The 21388-nt window shown below is 71.9% G+C and carries 19 protein-coding genes, 1 tRNA gene and 1 pseudogene; 8 read left to right on the top strand and 13 right to left on the bottom strand.

Going from position 1 to position 21388, the window contains the following annotated elements; all coding sequences use genetic code 11:
• Positions 1-63 precede the first annotated feature (63 nt).
• Entirely contained in the window at positions 64-804 is a 741-nt protein-coding gene (locus tag RM704_RS28225; protein ID WP_033527292.1) for a TerD family protein, read from the top strand.
• 41 nt (positions 805-845) lie between these two features.
• Here the strand turns inward: RM704_RS28225 and RM704_RS28220 are convergent, their stop codons facing one another.
• The gene (locus RM704_RS28220; protein ID WP_033527293.1) at positions 846-1676 is read right to left on the bottom strand and encodes a TerD family protein; all 831 of its coding nucleotides are present in this window, start codon (positions 1674-1676) and stop codon (positions 846-848) included.
• A 190-nt stretch (positions 1677-1866) separates the two neighbouring features.
• Here RM704_RS28220 and RM704_RS28215 point away from each other — a divergent pair, with 190 nt between their 5' ends.
• From RM704_RS28215 to RM704_RS28205, 3 genes are read left to right on the top strand one after another with little or no spacing between them, the layout of a single operon-like run.
• Positions 1867-3033 (top strand): HpcH/HpaI aldolase/citrate lyase family protein, encoded by a 1167-nt coding sequence (locus tag RM704_RS28215; protein WP_033527294.1) that lies wholly within the window; start codon positions 1867-1869, stop codon positions 3031-3033.
• Between the two features lie 31 nt (positions 3034-3064).
• Complete coding sequence (locus RM704_RS28210; protein WP_033527295.1) at positions 3065-5617, top strand: phosphoribosyltransferase; 2553 nt, start codon at positions 3065-3067, stop codon at positions 5615-5617.
• Positions 5617-6435 carry an HAD family hydrolase gene (locus tag RM704_RS28205; protein ID WP_033527296.1) on the top strand — a complete coding sequence of 273 codons (819 nt, stop codon included), beginning with the start codon at positions 5617-5619 and terminating at the stop codon, positions 6433-6435. Before RM704_RS28210 ends, RM704_RS28205 begins: the two co-directional genes overlap by 1 nt.
• Positions 6436-6458: 23 nt before the next feature.
• On the opposite strand, the gene RM704_RS28200 is transcribed toward RM704_RS28205, so the two are convergent.
• The 5 genes and pseudogenes from RM704_RS28200 to RM704_RS28180 all read right to left on the bottom strand — a co-directional run bounded on the left by RM704_RS28200 (position 6459) and on the right by RM704_RS28180 (position 10602).
• Positions 6459-7187 carry a DedA family protein gene (locus tag RM704_RS28200; RefSeq protein WP_078937111.1) on the bottom strand — a complete coding sequence of 243 codons (729 nt, stop codon included), beginning with the start codon at positions 7185-7187 and terminating at the stop codon, positions 6459-6461.
• 97 nt (positions 7188-7284) lie between these two features.
• Positions 7285-7509, bottom strand: coding sequence for an FmdB family zinc ribbon protein (locus RM704_RS28195; protein ID WP_033527298.1), 225 nt, complete (start codon positions 7507-7509; stop codon positions 7285-7287).
• 149 nt (positions 7510-7658) lie between these two features.
• Positions 7659-8075, bottom strand: a pseudogene (locus tag RM704_RS28190) (DUF4383 domain-containing protein); the annotation flags it as partial.
• Between the two features lie 136 nt (positions 8076-8211).
• Positions 8212-9681, bottom strand: a complete 1470-nt coding sequence (locus tag RM704_RS28185) for a hypothetical protein (protein ID WP_033527299.1) — start codon at positions 9679-9681, stop codon at positions 8212-8214.
• Positions 9682-9780: 99 nt separating this feature from the next.
• Complete coding sequence (locus RM704_RS28180) at positions 9781-10602, bottom strand: DUF4097 family beta strand repeat-containing protein (RefSeq protein ID WP_033527300.1); 822 nt, start codon at positions 10600-10602, stop codon at positions 9781-9783.
• Between the two features lie 216 nt (positions 10603-10818).
• On the opposite strand from RM704_RS28180, the gene RM704_RS28175 reads away from it, so the two are divergent.
• Positions 10819-10890 (top strand) — tRNA-Val (locus tag RM704_RS28175).
• A 62-nt stretch (positions 10891-10952) separates the two neighbouring features.
• Here RM704_RS28175 and RM704_RS28170 read toward each other — a convergent pair.
• On the bottom strand, positions 10953-11279 hold the full coding sequence (locus tag RM704_RS28170; protein ID WP_033527301.1) for a DUF8825 domain-containing protein: 327 nt from the start codon (positions 11277-11279) through the stop codon (positions 10953-10955).
• 166 nt (positions 11280-11445) lie between these two features.
• On the opposite strand from RM704_RS28170, the gene RM704_RS28165 reads away from it, so the two are divergent.
• Positions 11446-12393, top strand: coding sequence for a LysR family transcriptional regulator (locus RM704_RS28165; RefSeq protein WP_033527302.1), 948 nt, complete (start codon positions 11446-11448; stop codon positions 12391-12393).
• A 120-nt stretch (positions 12394-12513) separates the two neighbouring features.
• On the opposite strand, the gene RM704_RS28160 is transcribed toward RM704_RS28165, so the two are convergent.
• Positions 12514-13458 (bottom strand): ketopantoate reductase family protein, encoded by a 945-nt coding sequence (locus RM704_RS28160; RefSeq protein WP_052146016.1) that lies wholly within the window; start codon positions 13456-13458, stop codon positions 12514-12516.
• A 185-nt stretch (positions 13459-13643) separates the two neighbouring features.
• Between RM704_RS28160 and RM704_RS28155 the strand changes: the two genes are divergently transcribed.
• A complete protein-coding gene (locus RM704_RS28155) occupies positions 13644-13871 on the top strand; it encodes a DUF2277 domain-containing protein (RefSeq protein ID WP_033527303.1) in 228 nt (75 codons plus the stop codon).
• Positions 13872-13993: 122 nt separating this feature from the next.
• On the opposite strand, the gene RM704_RS28150 is transcribed toward RM704_RS28155, so the two are convergent.
• From RM704_RS28150 to RM704_RS28130, 5 genes are all read right to left on the bottom strand, one after another.
• Complete coding sequence (locus RM704_RS28150; protein ID WP_033527304.1) at positions 13994-14602, bottom strand: DedA family protein; 609 nt, start codon at positions 14600-14602, stop codon at positions 13994-13996.
• Positions 14603-14818: 216 nt separating this feature from the next.
• Entirely contained in the window at positions 14819-15274 is a 456-nt protein-coding gene (locus RM704_RS28145; protein WP_033527305.1) for a DoxX family protein, read from the bottom strand.
• An 86-nt stretch (positions 15275-15360) separates the two neighbouring features.
• Positions 15361-17463 carry an FAD/NAD(P)-binding protein gene (locus RM704_RS28140; RefSeq protein ID WP_052146017.1) on the bottom strand — a complete coding sequence of 701 codons (2103 nt, stop codon included), beginning with the start codon at positions 17461-17463 and terminating at the stop codon, positions 15361-15363.
• Between the two features lie 167 nt (positions 17464-17630).
• A complete protein-coding gene (locus RM704_RS28135) occupies positions 17631-19286 on the bottom strand; it encodes an alkaline phosphatase D family protein (protein ID WP_033527307.1) in 1656 nt (551 codons plus the stop codon).
• 142 nt (positions 19287-19428) lie between these two features.
• Positions 19429-20073 (bottom strand): HNH endonuclease family protein, encoded by a 645-nt coding sequence (locus RM704_RS28130; protein WP_033527308.1) that lies wholly within the window; start codon positions 20071-20073, stop codon positions 19429-19431.
• A 583-nt stretch (positions 20074-20656) separates the two neighbouring features.
• Here RM704_RS28130 and RM704_RS28125 point away from each other — a divergent pair.
• Positions 20657-21244: a TMEM165/GDT1 family protein gene (locus RM704_RS28125; protein ID WP_033527309.1), complete on the top strand. Its 588-nt coding sequence runs from the start codon at positions 20657-20659 to the stop codon at positions 21242-21244.
• The last annotated feature ends 144 nt before the right edge of the window (positions 21245-21388 follow it).

Below are 21388 nucleotides of genomic sequence, written 5' to 3'. Positions count from 1 at the left end.
CCAGAAAACTCATGCCCGCCCCGCTGGTGGTTGACGCGACGACACGGCAGTTGTGGGGCGGGCATGAGTTTTCTGGACAACCTGTGGCGCGGGCGGGCCTCGGAGTTCGACGCGGGCAACGCGGCGACCAACGCGATCGAGCTGACCAAGCGGCACCAGAAGGTGTCCCTCTCCAAGCAGAACGCGGCCGCCGGCCATCTGCGCGTCAACCTGTCCTGGCGGATGCGGACGTCCGACATCGGCAGCCCCAAGCGGCAGAGCGTGCTGCGGCACCCCTTCAAGGCCCTCAGGCCGGAGGAGGTGCAGGCGCACAGCCAGAGCATGGTGAACGTCGACCTCGACCTCGGCTGCCTCTACGAGCTGGCCGACGGCACCAAGGGGGTCGTACAGCCGCTGGGCGGCTTCCTCGGCGACATCAACGAAGCGCCGTACATGAGGCTGAGCGGGGACGACCGGTTCGGGTCCGGGTCCGGCGAGACGATGTACATCAACCTCGATCACCGGGACCAGTTCAAGCGGATGCTGGTCTTCGTCTACATCTACGACCAGACGCCGGCGTTCGACCGTACGCACGCGATCGTGACGCTGTACCCGAGCAACGGGCCACGGATCGAGATAGGCCTGGACGAGCGGCATCCGCAGGCTCGGTCGTGTGCGGTGGTGATGATCGAGAACGTCAAGGGGGAGATCACCGTGCGCCGGGAGGTGAAGTTCGTCTACGGCTTCCAGGCCGAGCTCGACCGGTTGTACGGGTGGGGCCTGCAGTGGGGCCGGGGATACAAGACCAGGGCCGAGCAGCGCTGACGCGGCTCCTGGCACCCCCGAGCCCCTTCACGGGGCGCCGCTCAGCGGCCGATGAACTGCGGGCCCTGCGGGGGCAGGCGGAAGTCCGGGTCGAGCGCCGCCGCCGTGGGCTGGGGGTAACCGTAGGCCGGGCCGTTGGTGGTGGCGGGGGTCGGCTGCGGGTGGGGGTAGCCGTAGCCCGGCTGCTGGGTCGGGGCCGCCGGGGGATAGCCGTAGGCGGGCTGGGTCGGGACGCCCGTCGGGGGCTGCTCCGGGGGCAGGGGGGCCGAGATCTCCGGGGCCGGGGTCTGGGTCGTGGCGGTCTCGTCGGCCGCCGCGGCCGCCGCCTCCGACTCGTCGACGGAGATGCCGAAGTCCATGGCGAGGCCCTGGAGGCCGTTGGTGTACCCCTCGCCCAGGGCACGGAACTTCCAGCCGCCGCCCCGGCGGTAGAGCTCGCCGCAGATGAGGGCGGTCTCGTCGCCCGTCTCGGGCTTGATGTCGAAGTACGCCAGCGGCTCGCCGTCGGCGACGGTGGCGTCGTACAGCAGGATGCGCAGGGACCGTACGCGGTCGAAGGAGACACCCTCGGCGGAGGCCACGAGCAGAATCTGGCTGATGGGGGACTCGACACCGGCCAGGTCGGTCTGGATGGTGTCCGTGAGGCCTTCGGCCACCCGCTTCTGGCCGAGTCGCCACACCTTGCCCGAGGGGTGGCGTGGCTGGTTGTAGAAGACGAAGTCCTCGTCGGACCGTACGCGACCGTCAGGACCGAGGAGCAGCGCCGAGGCGTCGACCACCGGGACGCCCTGTCCGGGCGCCCAGCGCAGCACGGCGCGGACCGCCGTGGCTTCGATCGGGACGTTCGACCCCTTCAGCATCGCGTGCGTCATGCGGTCATCCTGCCCTCTCGGTCCTGATCACGACAACGCGGGGGCGGTGAACCGCCAGGGAAATCGTTCAGTGACCGACATGGCTGGGTTACCAGAACTTCACGCCTGGCGGGAACTGATGTCACACATTTGTACGTACTATTACCGGCCACAATCGTGACCGGACGCCGAGTAGCCGCGGGGGAATCACATGCGTCATTTCGGGCATATCGCCCCTGAGGAGCGGCAGCGGCTCTTCTACCGGGAGCCGGGCGTCTTCGACGCCGACTCCCCGGCCCGGGTGCTCGCCGCCGCACTCGGGGCCACGCTCTACAGCCCGGCGACCCGGGAGCGGCTGGCCGACGACATCGTCAAGCAGGCCGGGCGAGGTGTGGTCTCCATGGTGCTGTGTCTGGAGGACTCCATCGACGACGCGGAGGTCGCGGGCGCCGAGGAGAACCTCGTGCGGCAGTTCACCGACCTCGCCGGTCGGCCGGACGTCGAGCTTCCGCTGCTCTTCATCAGGGTCCGCCGTCCCGAGCAGATACCCGACCTCGTCAGCCGGTTCGGTCCGGCCGTACGGCTGCTGTCCGGTTTCGTGTTCCCCAAGTTCACCGAGGAACGGGGTGTGGCCTTCCTGGAGGCCCTCACCGCCGCCGAGGCCGCGAGCGGACGGCGGCTGTTCGGGATGCCGGTCCTCGAGTCGCCCGAGCTGATGTACAGGGAGACGCGCGTAGAGGCGCTCCAGGGCATCGCCCACACCGTCGACAAGTACCGCGACCGGGTCCTCGCCCTGCGCCTCGGCGTCACCGACTTCTGCTCCTCCTACGCGCTGCGCCGGCCGCCGGACATGACGGCGTACGACGTCCAGATCGTCGCCTCCGTGATCGCGGACGTGGTGAACGTGCTGGGGCGCGCCGACGGTACCGGCTTCACGGTGACCGGGCCGGTGTGGGAGTACTTCCGGGTCCAGGAGCGCATGTTCAAGCCGCAGCTGCGCAGCAGCCCCTTCCTGGCGAACCGGGCCGTGGAGCTGCGCGAGTCGCTCATCGAGCACGCGCTGGACGGTCTGCTGCGCGAGATCTCCCTCGACCAGGCCAACGGGCTGCTCGGCAAGACCTGCATCCATCCCTCGCACGTCCTGCCGGTGCACGCGTTGTCCGTGGTCAGCCACGAGGAGTTCGGCGACGCCCAGGACATCGCGCGGCCCGACCGCAACGGGGGCGGGGTCCTGCGGTCCGCCTCCCGCAACAAGATGAACGAGGTCAAGCCGCACCGGGCCTGGGCGGAAAGGGTTCTGCAGCGCGCCGAGGTGTTCGGTGTCGCCAACGAGGACATCGGGTTCGTGGACCTGTTGGCCGCGGGCCTGCCCGACTGACCATCCACTCGCCGTACCGACTAAGGAATCGATGATTAACGCAGCGAACGACATGACCGGGGCGTCCGGCGAGGTCTGGTCCGGGGTCTGGGTCCGTGAGCGGCTCGGGGTCGAACTGGTCGGGGACGAGGAGCTGACCGGGCTGCTGGGGCTCGCGCTGCGCCGCAACCCCAAGCGGGCACATCTGCTGGTGTCGAACGTCCTCGGCAAGCATGTGCCGCAGTCCCCGGCCGTCGTGCACGGGCACGGGTACGCGCTGGGCCGCCGGGTGCGGGAGCTGCTGGGGGAGGACGGGGCGCGGGCCGCGGTCGTCCTCGGGTACGCCGAGACGGCCACCGGGCTCGGCCACTCGGTCGCGGACGGGGTGGGCGAGGCGCCCTACCTCCACTCCACCCGGCGTCCCGTCGAGGGCGTCGCCCAGGCCGGGGGCTTCGAGGAGTCCCACTCCCACGCGACCTCGCACCTGCTGCTGCCGGAGGACCCCACGCTGCTCGCGGGGCCGGGGCCGCTGGTGCTCGTCGACGACGAGTTCTCCACCGGGAACACGGTCCTCAACACCGTTCGCGCGCTGCACGAGCGGTATCCGCGGGAGCGGTACGTCGTGGTGGCCCTGGTCGACATGCGCTCGACCGCCGACCAGGGGCGGCTGTCCGCGTTCGCCCGGGAGATCGGGGCGCGGGTCGACCTGGTGACCGCCGCGAAGGGGACCGTGCGGCTGCCGGAGGGCGTGCTGGAGAAGGGGCAGGCGCTCGTGGCGGAACACGAGGAGGCGCAGGCCGCGCCGGAGCGTGCGGCCGGGGCTCCGGCGGCCGAGGTCACAAGGGTGGAGCTGGGGTGGCCCGCCGGAGTGCCCGACGGGGGCCGGCACGGCTTCACCCCCGCGCACCGCTCGCGGCTGGAGTGCGCGCTGCCCGCCATGGCCGCACGCCTCGCCGCGGCCCTGCCGCCGGGCGCCCGCCGGGTGCTCGTGCTCGGCTTCGAAGAGCTGATGTACGCCCCGCTGGCGCTCGCGCGGGAGCTGGAGGAGTCGGCCGCGAAGGGGCTGGAGATACGGTTCTCCACCACCACGCGGTCGCCCGTCCTCGCCGTCGACGACCCCGGTTACGCGATACGCAGCCGCATCGTCTTCCCCGCGCACGACGACCCCGCGGACGGTCCGGGGGAGCGCTACGCCTACAACGTGGCCGGCGGTGGCTTCGACGCGGTGGTCGCGGTCGTGGACTCGGTCGCGGACACGCCCGCACTGCACGCCCCCGACGGCCTCCTGGCCACCCTCGCCGCCCACACACCTGACGTGCTGCTGGCCGTCGTGCCGTCGTACAGGCCGTCGTACGTGCCCCCCGTCGGGCACCGTCGGGACGCGCCGACTCCGGGCGCCGCCGTCGCCCGCACCCCCGAGCCCTCGCCCCTCCCCGAAAGGCCCTCCATGCTCCCCGAGCCCCTCCGCGGCCCCGACTTCTCCTCCTACGCGGCCGACGAGGTGGGATGGCTGCTGCAGGACCTCTCGGACGTGACGCTGGAGGCGCCCACCGAGGAGCGGGAGGAGGCCATCCAGAGCGGGGGCGCGCACTACGCGGAGTCGCTGCCGGTCGAGTATCAGCCGAGCGAGCAGTACCAGGCCCTCTTCCACAGCGCCCTCGACATCTCCGCCGAGCGCATCGCCGTCGCCGTGGGCGCGGTGACCGAGACCGTGCTGGCCGAGCGGTCGGCGCGGCCCGTCCTCGTGTCGCTGGCGCGGGCCGGGACGCCGGTCGGCGTGCTGATGCGACGGTGGGCGCGGCACCGTCACGGGATCGAGGTGCCGCACTACGCCGTCTCGATCGTGCGGGGCCGCGGCATCGACGCCAACGCGCTGCGCTGGCTCGCCGCCCATCACGACCCCGCCGACGTCGTGTTCGTCGACGGATGGACCGGCAAGGGCGCGATCACCCGGGAACTCGCCGCCGCGATCGAGGAGTTCGAGGCGTCCGACAAGATCACCGGGTTCGACCCCGAGATCGCCGTACTCGCCGACCCGGGCTCGTGCGTGCGCACGTACGGCACGCGCGAGGACTTCCTCATTCCCTCCGCCTGCCTCAACTCCACCGTCTCCGGGCTGATCTCACGGACCGTGCTGCGCGCGGACCTCGTCGGGCCCGACGACTTCCACGGGGCCAAGTTCTACCGGGAGTTGGCCGACGTCGACGTGTCGGTGGACTTCCTGGACGCCGTGTCCGAGCGGTTCGACGAGGTCGTGGACGCGGTGGACTCCCGTACCAAGGAGCTGCTCGCCGCCGACCGCACCCCCACCTGGGAGGGCTGGGCGGCCGTCGAGCGGATCAGCGAGGAGTACGGGATCCATGACGTCAACCTGGTCAAGCCCGGTGTCGGCGAGACCACTCGGGTGCTGCTGCGCCGGGTACCGTGGAAGATCCTCGCGCGGGCCGGGGCGGGCGCGGACCTCGACCACGTACGCCTGCTCGCCGAACAGAGAGGGGTACCGGTGGAAGAGGTGGCCGAACTGCCGTACACATGCGTGGGGTTGATCCACCCGAAGTACACGCGGGGCGCCACCGGCGCCGACGGCAAGGCGGTGGCCCTCTGATGCCGGGCCCTCGGGTTCTCGTCGCGAGCGATCTCGACCGGACGCTCATCTATTCGTCCGCCGCGCTCGCGCTGACCATGCCGGACGCCCGGGCGCCCCGGCTGCTCACCGTCGAGGTGCACGAGAGCAAGCCGCTGTCGTACATGACGGAGACGGCCGCGCGGCTGCTCGCCGAGCTGGGGGACACGGCGGTGTTCGTGCCGACCACGACCCGGACACGCAAGCAGTACCAGCGGATCAATCTGCCGGGCCCGGAGCCGACGTACGCGATCTGCGCCAACGGCGGGCACCTGCTGGTCGACGGTGTCACGGACGTCGCCTGGCACGAGCGGGTGACGGCCCGGCTCGCCCAGGAGTGCGCGCCGCTCGCCGAGGTGCGCGACCACCTGGAGGCCACGGCGCACCCGGCGTGGGTACGCAAGCACCGCGTCGCCGAGGAACTGTTCGTCTATCTCGTCGTCGAGCGTGAGCTGCTCCCCGAGGAGTGGGTGAAGGACCTCGCGGTGTGGGCCGAGAACCGGGGCTGGACCGTGTCCCTGCAGGGGCGCAAGCTCTACGCCGTGCCGAAGCCGCTCACCAAGTCGGCGGCCATGCGGGAGGTCGCGCGGCGGACCGGGGTGGAGCTGACCCTGGCCGCGGGCGACTCTCTGCTCGACGCGGATCTGTTGCTCGCGGCGGACCGGGCCTGGCGGCCCGGGCACGGGGAGCTGGCGGAAGCGGGGTTCGTGGGGCCGGGGGTGAGCGCGCTGCCCGAGCGGGGTGTGCTGGCCGGGGAGCGGATTCTGCGGGAGTTCCTGCGGGCCTCGCGGGAGGGGTGACCCTCCGGGGGCGACTGTGCCGGTCAGGGGGTGGGGGTGCTGTGCGTCTCGGGCCGCGGGTGTTCTGTGGCTTGTCGCGCCCGCGCGGCGGAGCCGCATGTGTCGGCGCCCCGCGCCCCGTGCCCCTGGCTGCCGCGGTCCTTTTTCAGGAAGCGGACCAGTGTGAATGCCAGAACCGCTATGGCTGCCGCCCCCAGCACGATCTTCGAGTACGTCGAGACGATCGCCGTGACCTCCGTCCAGTTGGCGCCCAGGAAGTAGCCGGCCAGGACGAAGGCCGTGTTCCAGATGGCGCTGCCCAGGGTCGTGAGGAGGGTGAAGACGGGCAGGGGCATGCGTTCCACGCCGGCCGGGACCGAGATGAGGCTGCGGACGACGGGGATCATACGGCCGAAGAAGATCGCCTTGGTGCCGTGCCGGAGGAACCAGGCCTCCGTCCGCTCGATGTCCGAGACCTTGACCAGGGGCAGCCTGGCCGCGATGGCGACCGTGCGGTCGCGGCCGAGGAGGGCGCCGACGCCGTAGAGGGCGAGGGCACCGACCACGGAGCCGGCGGTGGTCCACAGCAGGGCGGCGAAGAGGTTCATCTGGCCGGTGCTCGCGGCGAAGCCGGCCAGGGGGAGGATGACCTCGCTGGGGATCGGCGGGAAGAGGTTCTCCAGCGCGACGGCGAGGCCCGCGCCCGGCGCCCCCAGCAGATCCATCAGACCGATGATCCACAGGGGCGCGCCGCTCATCGACTCCGCTTGCATGGCTGTCATGGGGGCAGGCTAGGCGGGCGAAGCTGAAGGGAGCCTGAGGCGTCGGTGAACGCTCGGGACGCGGGGCCCGTTGATCGAAGTGTGTCGATCAACCGCAGCAGCCGCCACCGCAGCACCCGCCACCACCACCTCCGCCCGCCCGGGGCGCCGGGGCGGACGCGGCGGCCGAACCGCCGACGGCGACCGTCGACAGAAGTTTGACCGTGTCGGTGTGGCCGTCGGGGCAGTCCGCGGGGGCGGAGGACTCGGCCATCGGACGGCTCAGTTCGAAGGTGTCGCCGCAGGTCCGGCAGCGGTACTCGTAGCGAGGCATGGGGCCAGGCTAACCGGCCTCCGGGGGCGGCAAGCGTGCCGCGTTTTGCCTGGTCGGTCACACTGGCGAAATTTTCACGCTACCGACAGAAGCAGTTGTGAAAGCGACTGATAATTTGTGGTCGTCGTGTGGAGGCTGAAAGGCCGGGGGACGTTCTGGATCCGGAACGCCAGGAAATTGGAGTCGGTGTCCAGCAGCGCCATGTTCGCGAAACCGCTCAGGATGAACAGGACGCCCAGGGTCATGTTGAGCGTGGAGGCGAAGTTGCCGCCGATCACCATGCCGACCAGCAGCAGCAGTCCCACGGCGACCGACAGGACGCTCAGCGTGCCGTTGGTGCTCAGCCCCACGACCTCGTCGCCGTTCGTGTCGAACCAGCCCACGTTGTCGGTGAGCCCCAGGATGCCGAAGGCGAGCAGGAACAGACCCATCAGGCCCGCTCCGATCCGGTAGACCCTGCTGAGGCGGTGGTCGACGGGCAGGTGCTCGTCGATCCTGATCCGCCGCCGGGACCCCGCGTGCCGGCCCTTGCCCGGACGCAGTGTGTGCGTGGCGTGCGTGGCCATGTCCGCCTCCCGTCGGGTGTGAGCGGAGGCCTGCGTACCCCTTCAGCATCCGCCGGGCGGCTTCGTCGGGCAACCGGGTCCAGGGGGAGGGACAGCGGGGCGGCCGGGCGGCGGGAGCGAGGAGACGGCGAGGAAATCAGGCCCCGGCCCCGCGCTCCTTGCGGATCTGGTCCACGACACGCGCCACCGCCTGCCGTACGGCCTCCGTCTCGCCCAGGAAGTGCCAGTAGTCCGGGTGCCGCCCCTCCAGCGTGGCGATCGCCCGGTCCAGCCGTGCCACGGACTCGTCCAACGGGCGCGCGTGCCGCGGATCCGGTGTGGACCGCCCGGCCATGGCCAGCCGCTGCGCGTCCCGGATCGCGAACCGGGTCCGGTCGATCTCCTGCTGGGAGTCCTTCTGTACGGCGTTCAGCCGCCGCAACCGGTCCCCGGCGGCCGAGACGGCCTCGTCGGTGTGGTTCAGCAGGGCCCGCACGGTCGACAGCAGGGAGGTCGCGTCCGGCCAGCGCTGGGCGTCCCGTGCGGCCCGCGCCTCGCGCAGCTTCAGCTGGGCCTGCTCGACGTCCCGCGCGGCCTGGTCCGGCACCTGCTGGAGGTCCTGCCAGCAGGCCGCCACGAACCGCCGCCGCAGCTCGCTCAGCACCTGCGGAACCTGCTCCGCCCGGGTGCCGAGCGCCTCCGCTCGGGTACGCAGCGACACGAGCCGATGGTCGATCTCGGCTGCTCTCTCCGGCAGCCGCTCGGCCTCCGCGCGCACCGCCTCCGCCTCGCGCACGACCCGGTCGGCCCGCTTCAGCGTCTCCCGTACGCCGTGCTGCCCGGCCCCCTGGTTCAGTTTGGTCAGCTCGGGGGCGAGGGCCGCGAGGCGGGCGGCGAGATCGTCGGCCTTCAGCCCCGAACCCCGTACGGCGTCCAGGGCGTTGGAGGCGGCGAGCAGGCCCTGCCGGGCGCGCTCCACCGCCGGGGCCAGCCGGGCCAGCTCGGTCTCGGCCTTGCCGAGCAGCGGCCCGAGGCCCTGGGCGAACCGGTCCAGCTCCTGCTTGACCCGGTCCAGCTCGTTCTTGGCGGCCGTCAGCTCCGTGCGGGCCCGGGAGGCCGCGGACGCCTCCAGGTCGTCGCGGTCCAGGTCGTGGGCGTCGACGGCGTTGATGTACTGGTGGCTGACCTCGTCGATCCGCCGCCCCAGCGCCTCGAAGCCGTCGGCCGCTCCCCGGGCGCCCGGGGAGTCGTCCACCGCCGTGATCGTCTCTATGGAGATCCGCAGGTCCCGCTGTGCGGTGTCCAGCTCGTAGAACGCGGCCGCCGCCGCGTCCTTCGCCGCCTGCGCCTCCGCCCGCTGTCCCTCGGCGCGCCCTCCGAACCACCGTCGCGTCCCTCCGCCGGCGAACGCCGCGGGCAGCACCAGACCGGCGACGAGGGGAAGCACGAGCAGAACGGCACGGTCCAGCGCCGCCGCCCGGCGTCGGGCCCGCCGGTTCTGCCGGTCCGGCCGGGCTCCGAGGGCCGCTGGAAGCGCGGGGACGGGGGCTGGTCGTGGTGCACGGCTGTGGGGTTGTGGTGCGCTCGGCACCCTCGGCGTGTACGGCTGTGCAGGTGTCGCCGTCACTTCCCTCTCCCGTGCTGTCATCCACCCTGACCGGTGCCATTCTCCCACCGGTCAAGGACGAAAACACGGGCCGAGCGGTTCGAGGTTCGCCGCCGCCGCTCAGTCGACGTTGCGGACCGTCACCGAGCCGTCCTGGGTGTGGGCGGTCACCACATGGGAGCTGCCCTTGTCACGGGGCACGGAGACGTCCACGGAACCGTCGTCGCTCCCGGTCTCGACCCGGTACGACGTGTCCCGCGGCAACCCGATACTGATCGAACCGTCGTCACTGCGCGATTCCACCAGGTCCGGTACGACCCCGAGTTCGAGCTTGACCGAACCGTCCTGCGTGCTCACCTTGACGCTCCGCGACGCGACCCCGAGCGCCCGCACGGAAGCGTCGTCGGTGTGCAGCTCCAGCGGCCCGGTGGTGTCGCCGACCCGCACGGCACCGTCGGCCGACCGGACCTCCAGCGGCTCCGCGAAGCCCTTCGCGGTCACACTCCCGTCGTCGCTGCGCACGGCGACCGCGACCCCGCGCGGGACCTCGATCCGGTGCTTGGCCGCGCAGTCGGCGACGAGGCCGTCGCACTGCAGCCGCAGCTCCAGCCGGTCGTCCCGCATCTCCCAGGTCACCCGAGGCTTCCCGCCGACCATGACCCGCCCCTCGAACCACCGGGTGACCTCGACCTCGTCCACGTCCGCCGCGACCAGTTCCAGCGCGGAGTCGTCCGAGTCGACCGTGAGCGTCCGGCCCTCCAGGGCGAAGCTCCGGTGCTCCGGATCCCGGTCCTCCCCGGCGTCGGCCCCGCACGCGGCGACGGACGCCATGAGCACGACGGCGAGACCGGCGACCCCCACCGCTCCCGCACGGGACCTGCGAGCCGTACGAGCGGCACGAGCGGTATGAACCGGGCGGGCGGTGCGGGCGGTGCGTGTCATGACGATCTCCCCCTGGGGCTGGTCCTCCGCTGTCCTTCGACCGTACGGAGCAAGGGAGTTCGGGGGGATCCGGGCCACTCCCGGATCAAGGGTGGGGATAACCCCCGAGCCGATCCCGGCCCGCGACCGGCCGGACCCCGGGCGTGGGCCGGGGTGCGGCCCGATACGGGTTTGCTGGGCATGCCCTCGGGCAATGTAGGCTGTCGACGCGTACTCGGGCGTGTAGCTCAGGGGTAGAGCGCCTGCCTTACAAGCAGGATGTCGGCGGTTCGAAACCGTCCATGCCCACCGAGACGAAGACCCCGGCCGATCACGGCCGGGGTCTTCGCGTATCCGGGAGCCCGTGGGCTTCAGGAATCCCGCGCGTGCTTCAGGTGGGTGCGGGCCTCGACCCTCTCCTCGGTGGCGATCTCCGACCAGAAGCGGTGGCAGCTCACGAAGACCGCCAGTTCCCGCTCGCGCTCGCGGAGCTTCTCGACCTCGGCCTGCTCGTCGGGCGTCCAGCCCGGCGAGGCGGGACGCTCGACCTTCCGCCAGCCGTTGTCGTCGCTGAAACCGTCCAGGGGCTCGACCGACCAGGGCAGCCGCTTCAGCAGCGCCAGGAGCTCGGCCCGGACCTGATGCAGCTCCTCCTGACCGGCGAGAAGGTCGTCTGGGAAGTCATAGGTCTTAGCCACACGGCAATGGTACGCCTGTTCGAATTTGGGATGCGAGTTCCTTCTGTCATTTCGCGGGGGAGTGGGAGCGCGGCGACCTCGGGGCGGGATCAGCACGGGATCAGGGCGAGATCCGGCGAAGGGGTGGGGCACGTGACCCAAGCTCGACCTTGGGTATCGTCCTCGTATGACCCTCGACGATCTCCGTGTCTTCGTCGCCGTCTGCCGGGCCGGGAGTCTCAGCGCGGTGGCCCGGGAACTGGGGTGCACCCAGTCGGCGGTGAGCCAGCATGTGCGGCGGCTGGAGCGGGAGGTCGGGGTCGGGCTGGTGGAGCGGCAGGCCCGTGGGGTCGTGCCCACCCGGGCCGGCCGGGTGCTCCAGGAGGCGGCGGCCGAGGGCATCACCGGGCTCGATCTCGCCCTGCGCCGGCTGGCCGAGCTGGTGCGCGGTGACGGCGGCGTCGTACGGGTCGCCACCGGCGGCACGACCGTGCGGCACTTCATGGCGCAGGGCATCGTCGACTTCCGGCGCTCGTACCCGGACGTGGGCCTGGAGTTCCAGACCGTGCGGTCGAGCGCCGGGTGCTGTGACGCGCTGGCCGACCCGACCCGGGACCTCGACCTCTCCTGGCTGACCCTGGGGCCCGCCGTCCGGGGCATCGAACAGCGGGCCGTGGCGGAGCTGCCCTGGGTGCTCGCCGTGCGTGCCGACGACGAACTCGCGGGGCGGGAGCGGGTGGAGGGCGGGGAACTGGACGGGATGCGACTGATCGGGCTGCCGGAGAACTCCACCTCGTACGCCCATCTCGACGCGGCCTACCGGGAGTTGGGCATCTCCGTCAGCTCCTCCGGGGCCGGGGTCGCCGACTGGGACACCGCGATCCTCCTCGTCGAGCTCGGCGTCGGCCACGCCGTGGTCCCCGCGCTCCCGGGCTGGACGGGCCCCGGCCACCCCGGGCTCCGCTTCGTCCCGGTCCCCGACCTGCCCCCGCTCACCGTCGGCTGGGCCGTACGGCGCTGGGACGCCCTGTCACCGCCGGCCCGCGCCTTCGCCGACACGGTGGCGCGGCACGCGGTGCGGGTGGGGGGTGGGGTGCGGGCGGTCGAGGGAGGAGACGGGGTGGGCCAGGGCTGACCGGCATCCACCTGGATCGACCTGGATCGACCTGGATCGACTGGGATCAACCGGGGAGGGCCGGTGGTTCCCCGTCGGGCGCCGTCGGCTGTTCGCGGTCCGGGCCGACGCTCCGCCGCCTCAGTGGCTCGCCGTTCGGGGTGCTTCGGCCGCCCGCCGTTCCTCCGCCGCCCTCAGCTCCGCCACCGCCTCCGCCGCCACCGGTACCCGTACGCCGTGGCGCTCGGCCGAACGGAGCAACGCGCCGCCGATCGCGTCCAGTTCGAGAGGGCGCCCGGCCTCGGCGTCGCGTTGCATCGACGACTTGGTGGCGGGTGGGAACGCGTCGTAGCGGCGGAGCGTCTCGGCCGGGTCGACGGGGGCACCGGCGGCGGTACTGACCGCGGCCGTCTCCTGGACCAGGGCGGTCAGCTCCTCGCGGTGGCGGGTGCGGATCTCGCCGAGGGGCAGGTTGTGACGGGTCGTCAACAGGGCGAAGGGGGCCAGGAAGGACATCTTCGCCCACAGTACGGCCGTCTCGTCGGGTAGGACGCGGGTGCCCACGCCTGCCCATTCCAACGCTCCGGCAAGGGAGTTGAGACGATCGTGCGGCACCCTGTCGCCGGTCAGGTCGACCTCGGCGAACGGGCTGCCGTGTTCGATGACGCCCGGGGCGACACGGGTCGACTCGACGCGGATGGTGGCGGGGGCGAGGGGCACGTCGTCGCCGTAGTGGGCGCGGAGGTGTGCCGGGTGCTCCACGCCGTTCAGGAACGGCACGACCAGGGTGCCGGGGCCGAGGGACGCCGCCGGGAGGCGGTCCAGTGAGGCCGTCAGCGTGGTCTGCTTGACCGTGATCAGGGCCGCGTCGACCTGTTCGCGGAGCTCGGTCGCGGTCTCGACGCGGGCGGTGAAGTCGCCGAAGCGGGCGCTGGTGACCTGGATGCCGTCCTGCTCCATGGCCTCGGCGGTCCGTTCGCCGGCCAGACAGATCACGCGGTTGCCGGCGCGGGCCAGCAGCGCGGCGAGCAGTCCGCCCACGCCGCCGGGGCCCAGTACCGCCACCGTGAGCCGTTCCTTCGTCATGGTCCCCTCGTTTCCGCCGGGTGGGTCGAGCCGACTTCGGCGATGATCACAAGGGTGTGGGGTGCAGTCAATCCTCGGGGGAACTTGCTGATACCCAAGAGGGTGCTTGGGGCTGCTCGGGCGACGTGCTGACCTGCTGCCTTCGCGGACTGGGGTTGGGCGCGCGTAGGCGGGAGACTGGAGGCATGTGCCGCAGTATCAAGACGCTTCGACCGCCTGTCCTTCCCGAAGAGGCCACCGAGGACGACATCAGGGCTGCCGCCCTTCAGTACGTCCGGAAGGTCTCCGGCTTTCGTGCGCCCGCCGCCCACAACCGTGAGGTCTTCGAGCAGGCGGTGGACGCCGTCGTGGAGGCCACCGCCGCGTTGTTGGCCGGGTTGGAGGTGCGGGGGGCTGCGCGGCGGGCGGGGTAGGTTTCCCGCCCTCGCTGCCGCTGTCGTCCCCGCCGCACCTGTCGCCCCCGCCCCCGTCGCCCCCGCACGGCGCGCCGCTGGACAGCAGGGGCCTTCGGCCCATGCTTTCCCCTGCGCGGCGGTCAGTTGGGCTGCGGGCGGCGCATGAAGTACGCCGCTGCCGCGCCCGCGCCGAAGAGGGCGGCCAGGGACACCGCCGTCGCGAGCCACGTGGGGCCGAGCCACTGGGCGCCGAAGTAGCCGAGGGCGACGCTGTAGGCGGCCCAGGCGAGCCCCGCGAGGGCGGACCAGGGGAGGAAGTCGCGGGCGCGGTGGCGGGCGGCGCCGGCGCCGAGGGAGACGACGGAGCGCCCGGCGGGGGCGAAGCGGGCGACGACGACCAGGAGGCCGCCGCCGCGGACGAGCGCGGAGCCGAGACGTTCCTGCGCGGTGGTCAGACGGCGGGAGCGGGCGATGGCGCGGTCGAGTCGTGCGCTGCCCCGCCAGGCCAACCGGTACGCCACGAGGTCACCGAGCACGGACGCGGTCGCCGCCGAGAGCATCAGCACCAGGATGTCGGGGACCTCGCGGGCCATCGCGCCCGCCGCCGTCTCCGCCGCTGCCGCCGTGGCCACCGCGACGACCAGGACACCGCTCGGGAGGACCGGGAGGAACACGTCCAGCACGATGGACACGCCCACCACGGCGTAGATCCATGGGCCGGCGGCCAGCCAACCCAGACTCTCAAGCACCGAGCACTCTCCTGTTTTCCCCCGACACCACGGTGACCCGTGACAGCCGAACAGCGTACGCCCCGGGTATGACGGACAGCCCACAGGGGCTCATGTGTCCGTCACACCGTGTTCATTCGGACAGTTCGCCGACAGAGGGGCGACAGAGGGGCAAGAGGGGAGGAGAGGGAGAGCGGGGAGAAGAGGGCTGGGGGGGGGGGCGGCCGCCGGCGAGGGTCAGGCCGTCACGGTGGTCTTGCTCGTGGCGGTGCTCTCCGTGGACGCGGCCTGGCGCTTGGCGAAGAGCTGGTCGAGGCCGAGCGCGCCGGAGCCGGTGAAGATCAGCAGGAACATGGCCCAGCAGAAGAACGCCGCGGCCTCGCCGCCGTTCTCGGCCGGCCACAGGGCCTGCGGCTGGTGGACCTTGAAGTACGCGTAGGCCATGGAGCCCGAGGCGACGAACGCCGCGAAGCGGGTGCCGAGGCCGAGGAGCACCAGGGCGCCGCCGACGAGTTGGATGACAGCCGCGTACCAGCCGGGCCAGGTGCCGGCGGCGACGGTGCCGCCCTGCCCGTCCGCGCCGCCCAGGACGCCGAAGAGGCTCATGGCGCCGTGGCAGGTGAAGAGCAGGCCGACGACGATGCGGAAGAGACCGAGGGCGTATGGCTGGGCGCTGTTGAGGCGTCCGGTCATGGTGGGGGACTCCTTCGGTGGTAACCCGGTCCTCGTGAGACCGGTGGGGACGGTTGTTACCGATGAGTCACCCACGTTAGGCAGACCTAATCGATGCTTGCAAGTTCAACATCTGGCCAGCTCTTTACCTGCGCTTGAGGGGCTTTCGCAGGTGTCGTCGCACGTAGAGCCGCTCGCGCCACGGCGTCCGCGTCCGAAAGAGTGACCGAATCCACTCCTGGCCGGGCACCCGCCGCCGTGACCCAGTGCACGCCCTCCGTCGGCACGCCGAACGCGAACCGCCGTGTGTGCACCGCATTGTGACGGTCTATCAGGTAATACGGCCGGGGGGTCACGTCCAGCCCTCCCGTCTCGTAACCGTCCACCCGGTGCGGACGACAGGCCCCCGTCGCCAACAGGTCGGCGAGCAGTTCGTCGCCCGTCCTGCGCAGGTCCGGCTCCGGGAGACGCGCCTCGACGACCGTCGTCACACGGACCGTCGACCCCGGTACGTCGGGCGAGTGCGCCAGCCAGGCCCCGCCCTCCGGGCGCGTCTGGAGTCGGGGGCCCAGTACGGTCAGGACACCCGCCTCGATCAGCGCGGACATCTCCTCGATGCGGCTGCGGGGCGGGCCGATCGACAGGAACGCGTTCAGGGGCGTGTACCAGCGGTCCAGATGCTCCCTGCGTGACGCGCCCGCCAGTCCGCCGTGGTCCACGATCAGCCGCAGCTCGTTCCGCAGGTCCCGCAGCACGTCCAGCGCGGCCTTCACCGGACCCGCGACATTGCCGAGCGCGGCCTGTGCGGCGTCCGCCCGCAGATACGCCAGCAGCCAGGCCCGCCAGTCCGCCGTGTCCGTGAACTCGCGCCCCGCGTACGGCCGCGAGACCCGTTCCCACGACCAGCGGTCCGCCTCGGCGATCCCGAACTCGTCGAGAACGGCGGCCTCTTGCGGCGAGCGGTGGGGTACGGCGAGGAAACGGTCGCGGAAGGCGGCGGCTCCGCCGAGGAGATCGCAGGAGGGCACGGGAAACGGCCCGTACACCGAATCGGCCCGCGCCTCACCGTGCGCACCGCCGCGCCCACCACCGCGCCCACCGCCGCGCTCGCCGACGCGGGCGGGTGCCGACGGATGGGGCGGCGGGGCCAACAGGCTCTCGTAGTAGACCGTTTCGACCTCCTTCGCGACCAGGGGCCATATCTCCGTCAGGAAGTCCGGCGCCTCGCCGGAGTCCGCGCGCTTGCGGAACGCCGCGATGACCTCGGGGGTCAGGACGAGCGGGGTGTGGCGGCCGTAGGGGCCCTTGGCGTTGTCGCCGCGTGCCTGGTACGGGACGCCTCGCCGGGAGCCGGCGTACAGACGGGGCTCGTGGCCGGACGACTCGTACCGCAGGCCCCCCTGCTCGGCGTCGTATACGAAGACCCCGCCCCGCCCGGTCGTCAACAGGGCCATGTGGTCGAAGAAGTTGAGACCGAGACCGCGCAGGAGAACGGGTTCACCGGAGGCGATGGAGGAGAGGTCGAGGTCGGCCGGGTTGGCGGGCGGGAAGTGGCGCAGGCCGTGGCGGGCGGCGTACGCGGTCAGGTCCCGTTCGGCCTGGTCGGGGAGGGTGGGAAGGTGGCCCTGGGTGAGGACCACGGCGGCGAGGCCGGTGAGGACACGGCCGGTGGCGAGCGTGAGCCGCTGGCGGCCGTCGGGGGCGTCTTCGAGGCGGATCGCACGGGTGCCGTGGACCTCGACCCGGATCCCGGGCGGCGCGCCGCGCACCACCTCGGCGAAGACCCACTCCAGATAACGGCCGTACTGGGCCCGCGTCGGATAGTCGTCGGGCCCCACCCCGCTCAGCTCCCCCGCCCCGTCCGGTTCGGCCGCCCCCGCGCTCGCCCACTCGTACAGGCTCGGGCCCGGGCGTATCGGGCCCGAGCAGTCCACGCTGTGGTCGGTGAAGAGGGTGACCTGCGAAGCCACGGTGTTCATCAGCAGGTGGGGGGACTGGTCGGTGCGCCAGACCTGGCCGGGGCCCGGCGGCGCGGGGTCGACGACATGAACGGTCAGACGGGTGCCGGGGCGGAGCAGTTCGGGGGCGGAGGCGCAGAGGCGTTCCAGGACGCTGGTGCCGCGCGGGCCGGCTCCGACGAGGGCGATGCCGATGTCACTGATCCCTGGCCGTTCGGACAAAGGGGTAACTCCCGTGCGTGTGGGGCGCATCGTGGGGCGCGGTGCGGCGGACCGCCCGCCGGTAAGCGGACGGTCCGCCTCATCATGCCGTCGTACGCGACGGGAACGGAGCCCTGGGGCTCAACGGGAGCGCCGGGTGTGGGATGCCTCACGAGCATCTCGGACAACAGGGGCAACAACCGTGCGCAATGGGTGGATTAGGGGGTGAGTACTGACTCCGACGCCGTTTCGAGGCGGGCCTTGCCGCCCCTGCGGGCACGTGCGCGGTCCAGCCGCAGCCGTGCCGAACGGCCGTGCAGCGTCAGCGTCATGAGGTGGTTGCCGAACCAGGGGCCGCCCGTCCTGCGCCAGTCGATGGACGGCCGCGCGCCCCGCCCGTGCCGTCCGAACCACCGGCCGAGCACCTGTCCCGTCCCGCTCCAGCCGAAGCGGAAGCCGAGCTTGATGGAGAGCGGGATGGAGTTGTGCACGGGGGAGCAGGTCAGCTGGAGGACGCGGGCGTCAGGGCTCCCGGGGCCGCCCGACTCGCTCTCCGGCCACGACGGTTCGGCGATGTAGGCGTGGTGCACGTCCCCGGAGAGCACCAGCACGGTCGCCGGGGCGTCGGCGCCACTGCCCGTCTCGGCGATCAGCCGGGTCAGGGCCTCGAAGGAGTCGGGGAAGGCCGCCCAGTGCTCCAGATCGGCGCCCTGGCGCAGCTTCTCCCCGAACCGTGCCCAGCGCTCCCCGCGCTCGCCCCTGCACAGCGCGGCGCTCCAGGTCTCGGCGTCGTGCACGAGGTGGGGCAGGAGCCAGGGCAGGGAGGTGCCGATGAGGAGATGGTCGTACGAGCCGCGCGCGTCCAGCGCCTGCTCCCGCAGCCACCGCGCCTCGCCGGGGTTCAGCATCGAGCGGTTGCCCTCGTCGAGGACCCGGGCCGCCCGTGAGTCGAGCATCAGCACCCGTACCCGGCCGAAGTCCCGCCGGTAGCTCCAGCGGACCGAGGCGGGGTCCCGGTCGGCCTCGGCGGCGTGGGCACGCAGCGCGTCCGTACCGTCCGGGGTGGCGCGTACGGCGGCGTGCACCGGGTCGGTGGCCAGTTCGGCGGGTGAGAGATTGCCGAGATGCTGGTAGACCCAGTACGACATCAGGCCGCTCAGGATCCGCTCGCGCCACCAGGGGGTGGCCCGCATGTCGGCGAGCCAGGCCTCGCTGGTGTTCCAGTCGTCGACGACGTCGTGGTCGTCGAAGATCATGCAGCTGGGGACGGTGGAGAGCAGCCAGCGGATCTCGGGGTCGAGCCAGGACTCGTAGTAGAGGTGGGTGTATTCCTCGTAGTCCGCCACCTGGTCCCCGGGCGGGTCCGCGAGATCGCGGCGCGCGGTGAGCCAGCGGCGGGTGGCGTCGGAGGTCTCGTCCGCGTACACCTGGTCGCCGAGGAGCAGGAGGACGTCGGGGCGCTCCGTGCCAGGTTCGGCGACCAGGCGGGCGGCCAGCGTGTCCAGGGCGTCCGGGCCCACCGGGTCCGGCTCCCCGGCGGGTGGTGCGGCCCAGCGGCAGGAGCCGAAGGCGACCCGGACGGTGTCGTCCTCGGCGGGGGTGCGGATCTCGGAGGGCGGGTGGGGGGAGTCGGGGAGGGGCCACACGGGCGTGCCGTCGAGGAGCACCTCGTACGCCGAGACCGTGCCCGGCGCGAGTCCCGTCACCGAAACCAGTGCGTAGTGATGGCCGGCGATCTGGAAGGTGGGGGCCTCGCCGCGCCCGCCGCCCGCGCAGCGCACCTCGGCGACGCAGGGACGGCTCGTCTCGACCCAGACGGTCGCCGACGAGCCGTCCACGTATCTCAGCAGTGGTCCCAGACGTAGCCCCGCCATGAGCGATCACTCACTCCTTCTCTGCCGGGTTCACCTGCGGGCGCGCCCCTTCGGCTCACCCTCCTCCGTCGCCCCGTACGGTACGGAACGACGGAGGGGAACGGGGAGGTTCCGGACCACTTTCTCGTTTCTCGCGCGTGTGTCAGCAGCTTGCCAGGTAGATGGTGAGGGCGCTCTTCTCGGCGGAGTCGACCGAGAGGTCGTAGTAGTACTTCACCTGGACCCAGGCACGGACGTACGTGCAGCGGTAGGCCGTGCGCGACGGCATCCAGGTGGCGGGGTCCTGGTCGCCCTTCGACTGGTTCACGTTGTCGGTGACCGCGATGAGCTGCGGGCGGGTGAGGTCGTTGGCGAAGGCCTGACGGGTGGCGCTGCTCCAGCCGTCGGCGCCGGAGTCCCAGGCCTCGGCCAGCGGTACGAGGTGGTCGATGTCCAGGTCGGAGGCGAGTGTCCAGGTGGCGCCGTCGTACGGGGAGTACCAGCTGCCGCTGGTGGAGGCGCAGGCGGAGTCGGTGACGACGTTCGTACCGTCGCGCTTGAGGACCGTCTCGCGGGTGTTGCAGGTGCCGCTGATGGTGATCCAGTGGTTGAACAGGTCCCGGTTGTACCCGGTGCGGTCCTCCGTCGCCACGGTGAGGGTGGCGAGGTAGGAGCGGGCGGTGGTGGCGCTGATGGGGGTGGGGAGTGCGGCGGAGGCGGTGGGAGCGTTGAAGAGCGCGGCGGAGGCTATCAATCCGCTGAGCGCCGCGAGTATGCTGACTCGTCGACGCGCGTAGAACCTGCGCATGTGAACTCCTTGTGGGGCCGGGGGTGTTGGGGAGCGGCGATTGAAGGGTCGCGTCGTGGTGTTACCGGCGGATGTGCGTAGGGTGAGAAGTTAATGACGTGGGCATGACACGACAAGGGGTGCGGTCGTGATTGTGGCCGGGCGTCTTCGGGGTGGGGTGGCGGGCGCGGGTGGGTGGGGCTTCTCGCGCAGTTCCCCGCGCCCCTGAAAAGCAGGGGCTGCGCCCCGGGCTTTTCGGCGGTGGGTCTGTGGCCGGGGGCCGCGACCCGCCCCGTGCGGGAAGTCCCGCCCGCCCACCGCACCCGCCGTACGATCACCCGCCCCCGAGGCCTCCTGCGCCTCGGCGTACCATGGACCGCGCAGAAGGGGAGTAGCTCTTCGCCGGACCGTCGACATACTGCTCAGCTCGTCTGAGCCGGCGCCCGGAGGCGGGTCCCGTTGACCGGGGCCCTGCCAGCGAGACCTTCGGCAAGCAGTGCATCGTCCGTGCCGTCCGGCGCGGGCCGACCGTGTGCTGCCGTGCCGAGGTGTCGCGTCAGCGGATGATCTCTCTCGGTGGGGTGGCCCGACCGATTGAGGAACCTTGATCAGCTTCAGCGTCACGGCGCTCGTCTTCGGCGTCGTCTTTCTCGCAGAACTCCCCGACAAGACCGCCCTCGCCGGCCTCGTCCTCGGCACGCGCTACCGCGCCTCGTACGTCTTCGCCGGAGTCGCCGCCGCCTTCGCCGTGCACGTCACGCTCGCGGTGGCCGCGGGCAGCGTCCTCACGCTGCTGCCGCAGCAGATCGTGCACGCGCTCACCGGCGTGCTGTTCCTGGGCGGTGCGGCGGTACTCCTGAGGGCGAAGGACGGGGCCGACGGCGACGCGGAGATCCGCAGGCCCGAGGACCAGAGTTTCTGGAAGGTCTCGGGGGCCGGATTCATGCTCATCCTGGTCGCCGAGTTCGGTGACCTCACCCAGATCATGACGGCGAATCTCGCGGCCCGGTACGACGACCCTCTCTCCGTGGGGCTCGGGGCGGTCCTCGCCCTGTGGGCCGTGGCGGGGCTCGGCATCGTCGGCGGCAAGGCCCTGATGAAGCGGGTTCCACTGGCGCTGATCACGCGGATCGCCGCCGTGCTGATGCTGGGCCTCGGTGTGTGGAGCCTGTGGGAGGCCGTGGCGGGATGAGTGGGCCGAATGGGTGAGGGGGTGGCGGGGGCCCGGATTGTTTTGTACCGTGAGGGAACAAAGTGGCTCCCGCCCGCATTCCCTGACCGGTGGGCGGGGCCGCCTTGTTCCCTCCGGGCCGCCTCGCCGGGTGCGTCCCCGTCC

Origin of the sequence: Streptomyces gottesmaniae (assembly GCF_031845845.1) — a bacterium.
Lineage (GTDB): Bacteria > Actinomycetota > Actinomycetes > Streptomycetales > Streptomycetaceae > Streptomyces > Streptomyces akebiae.
Note: the sequence above shows the minus strand (reverse complement) of the source record. Positions and strands in the feature narration are given on the sequence as shown.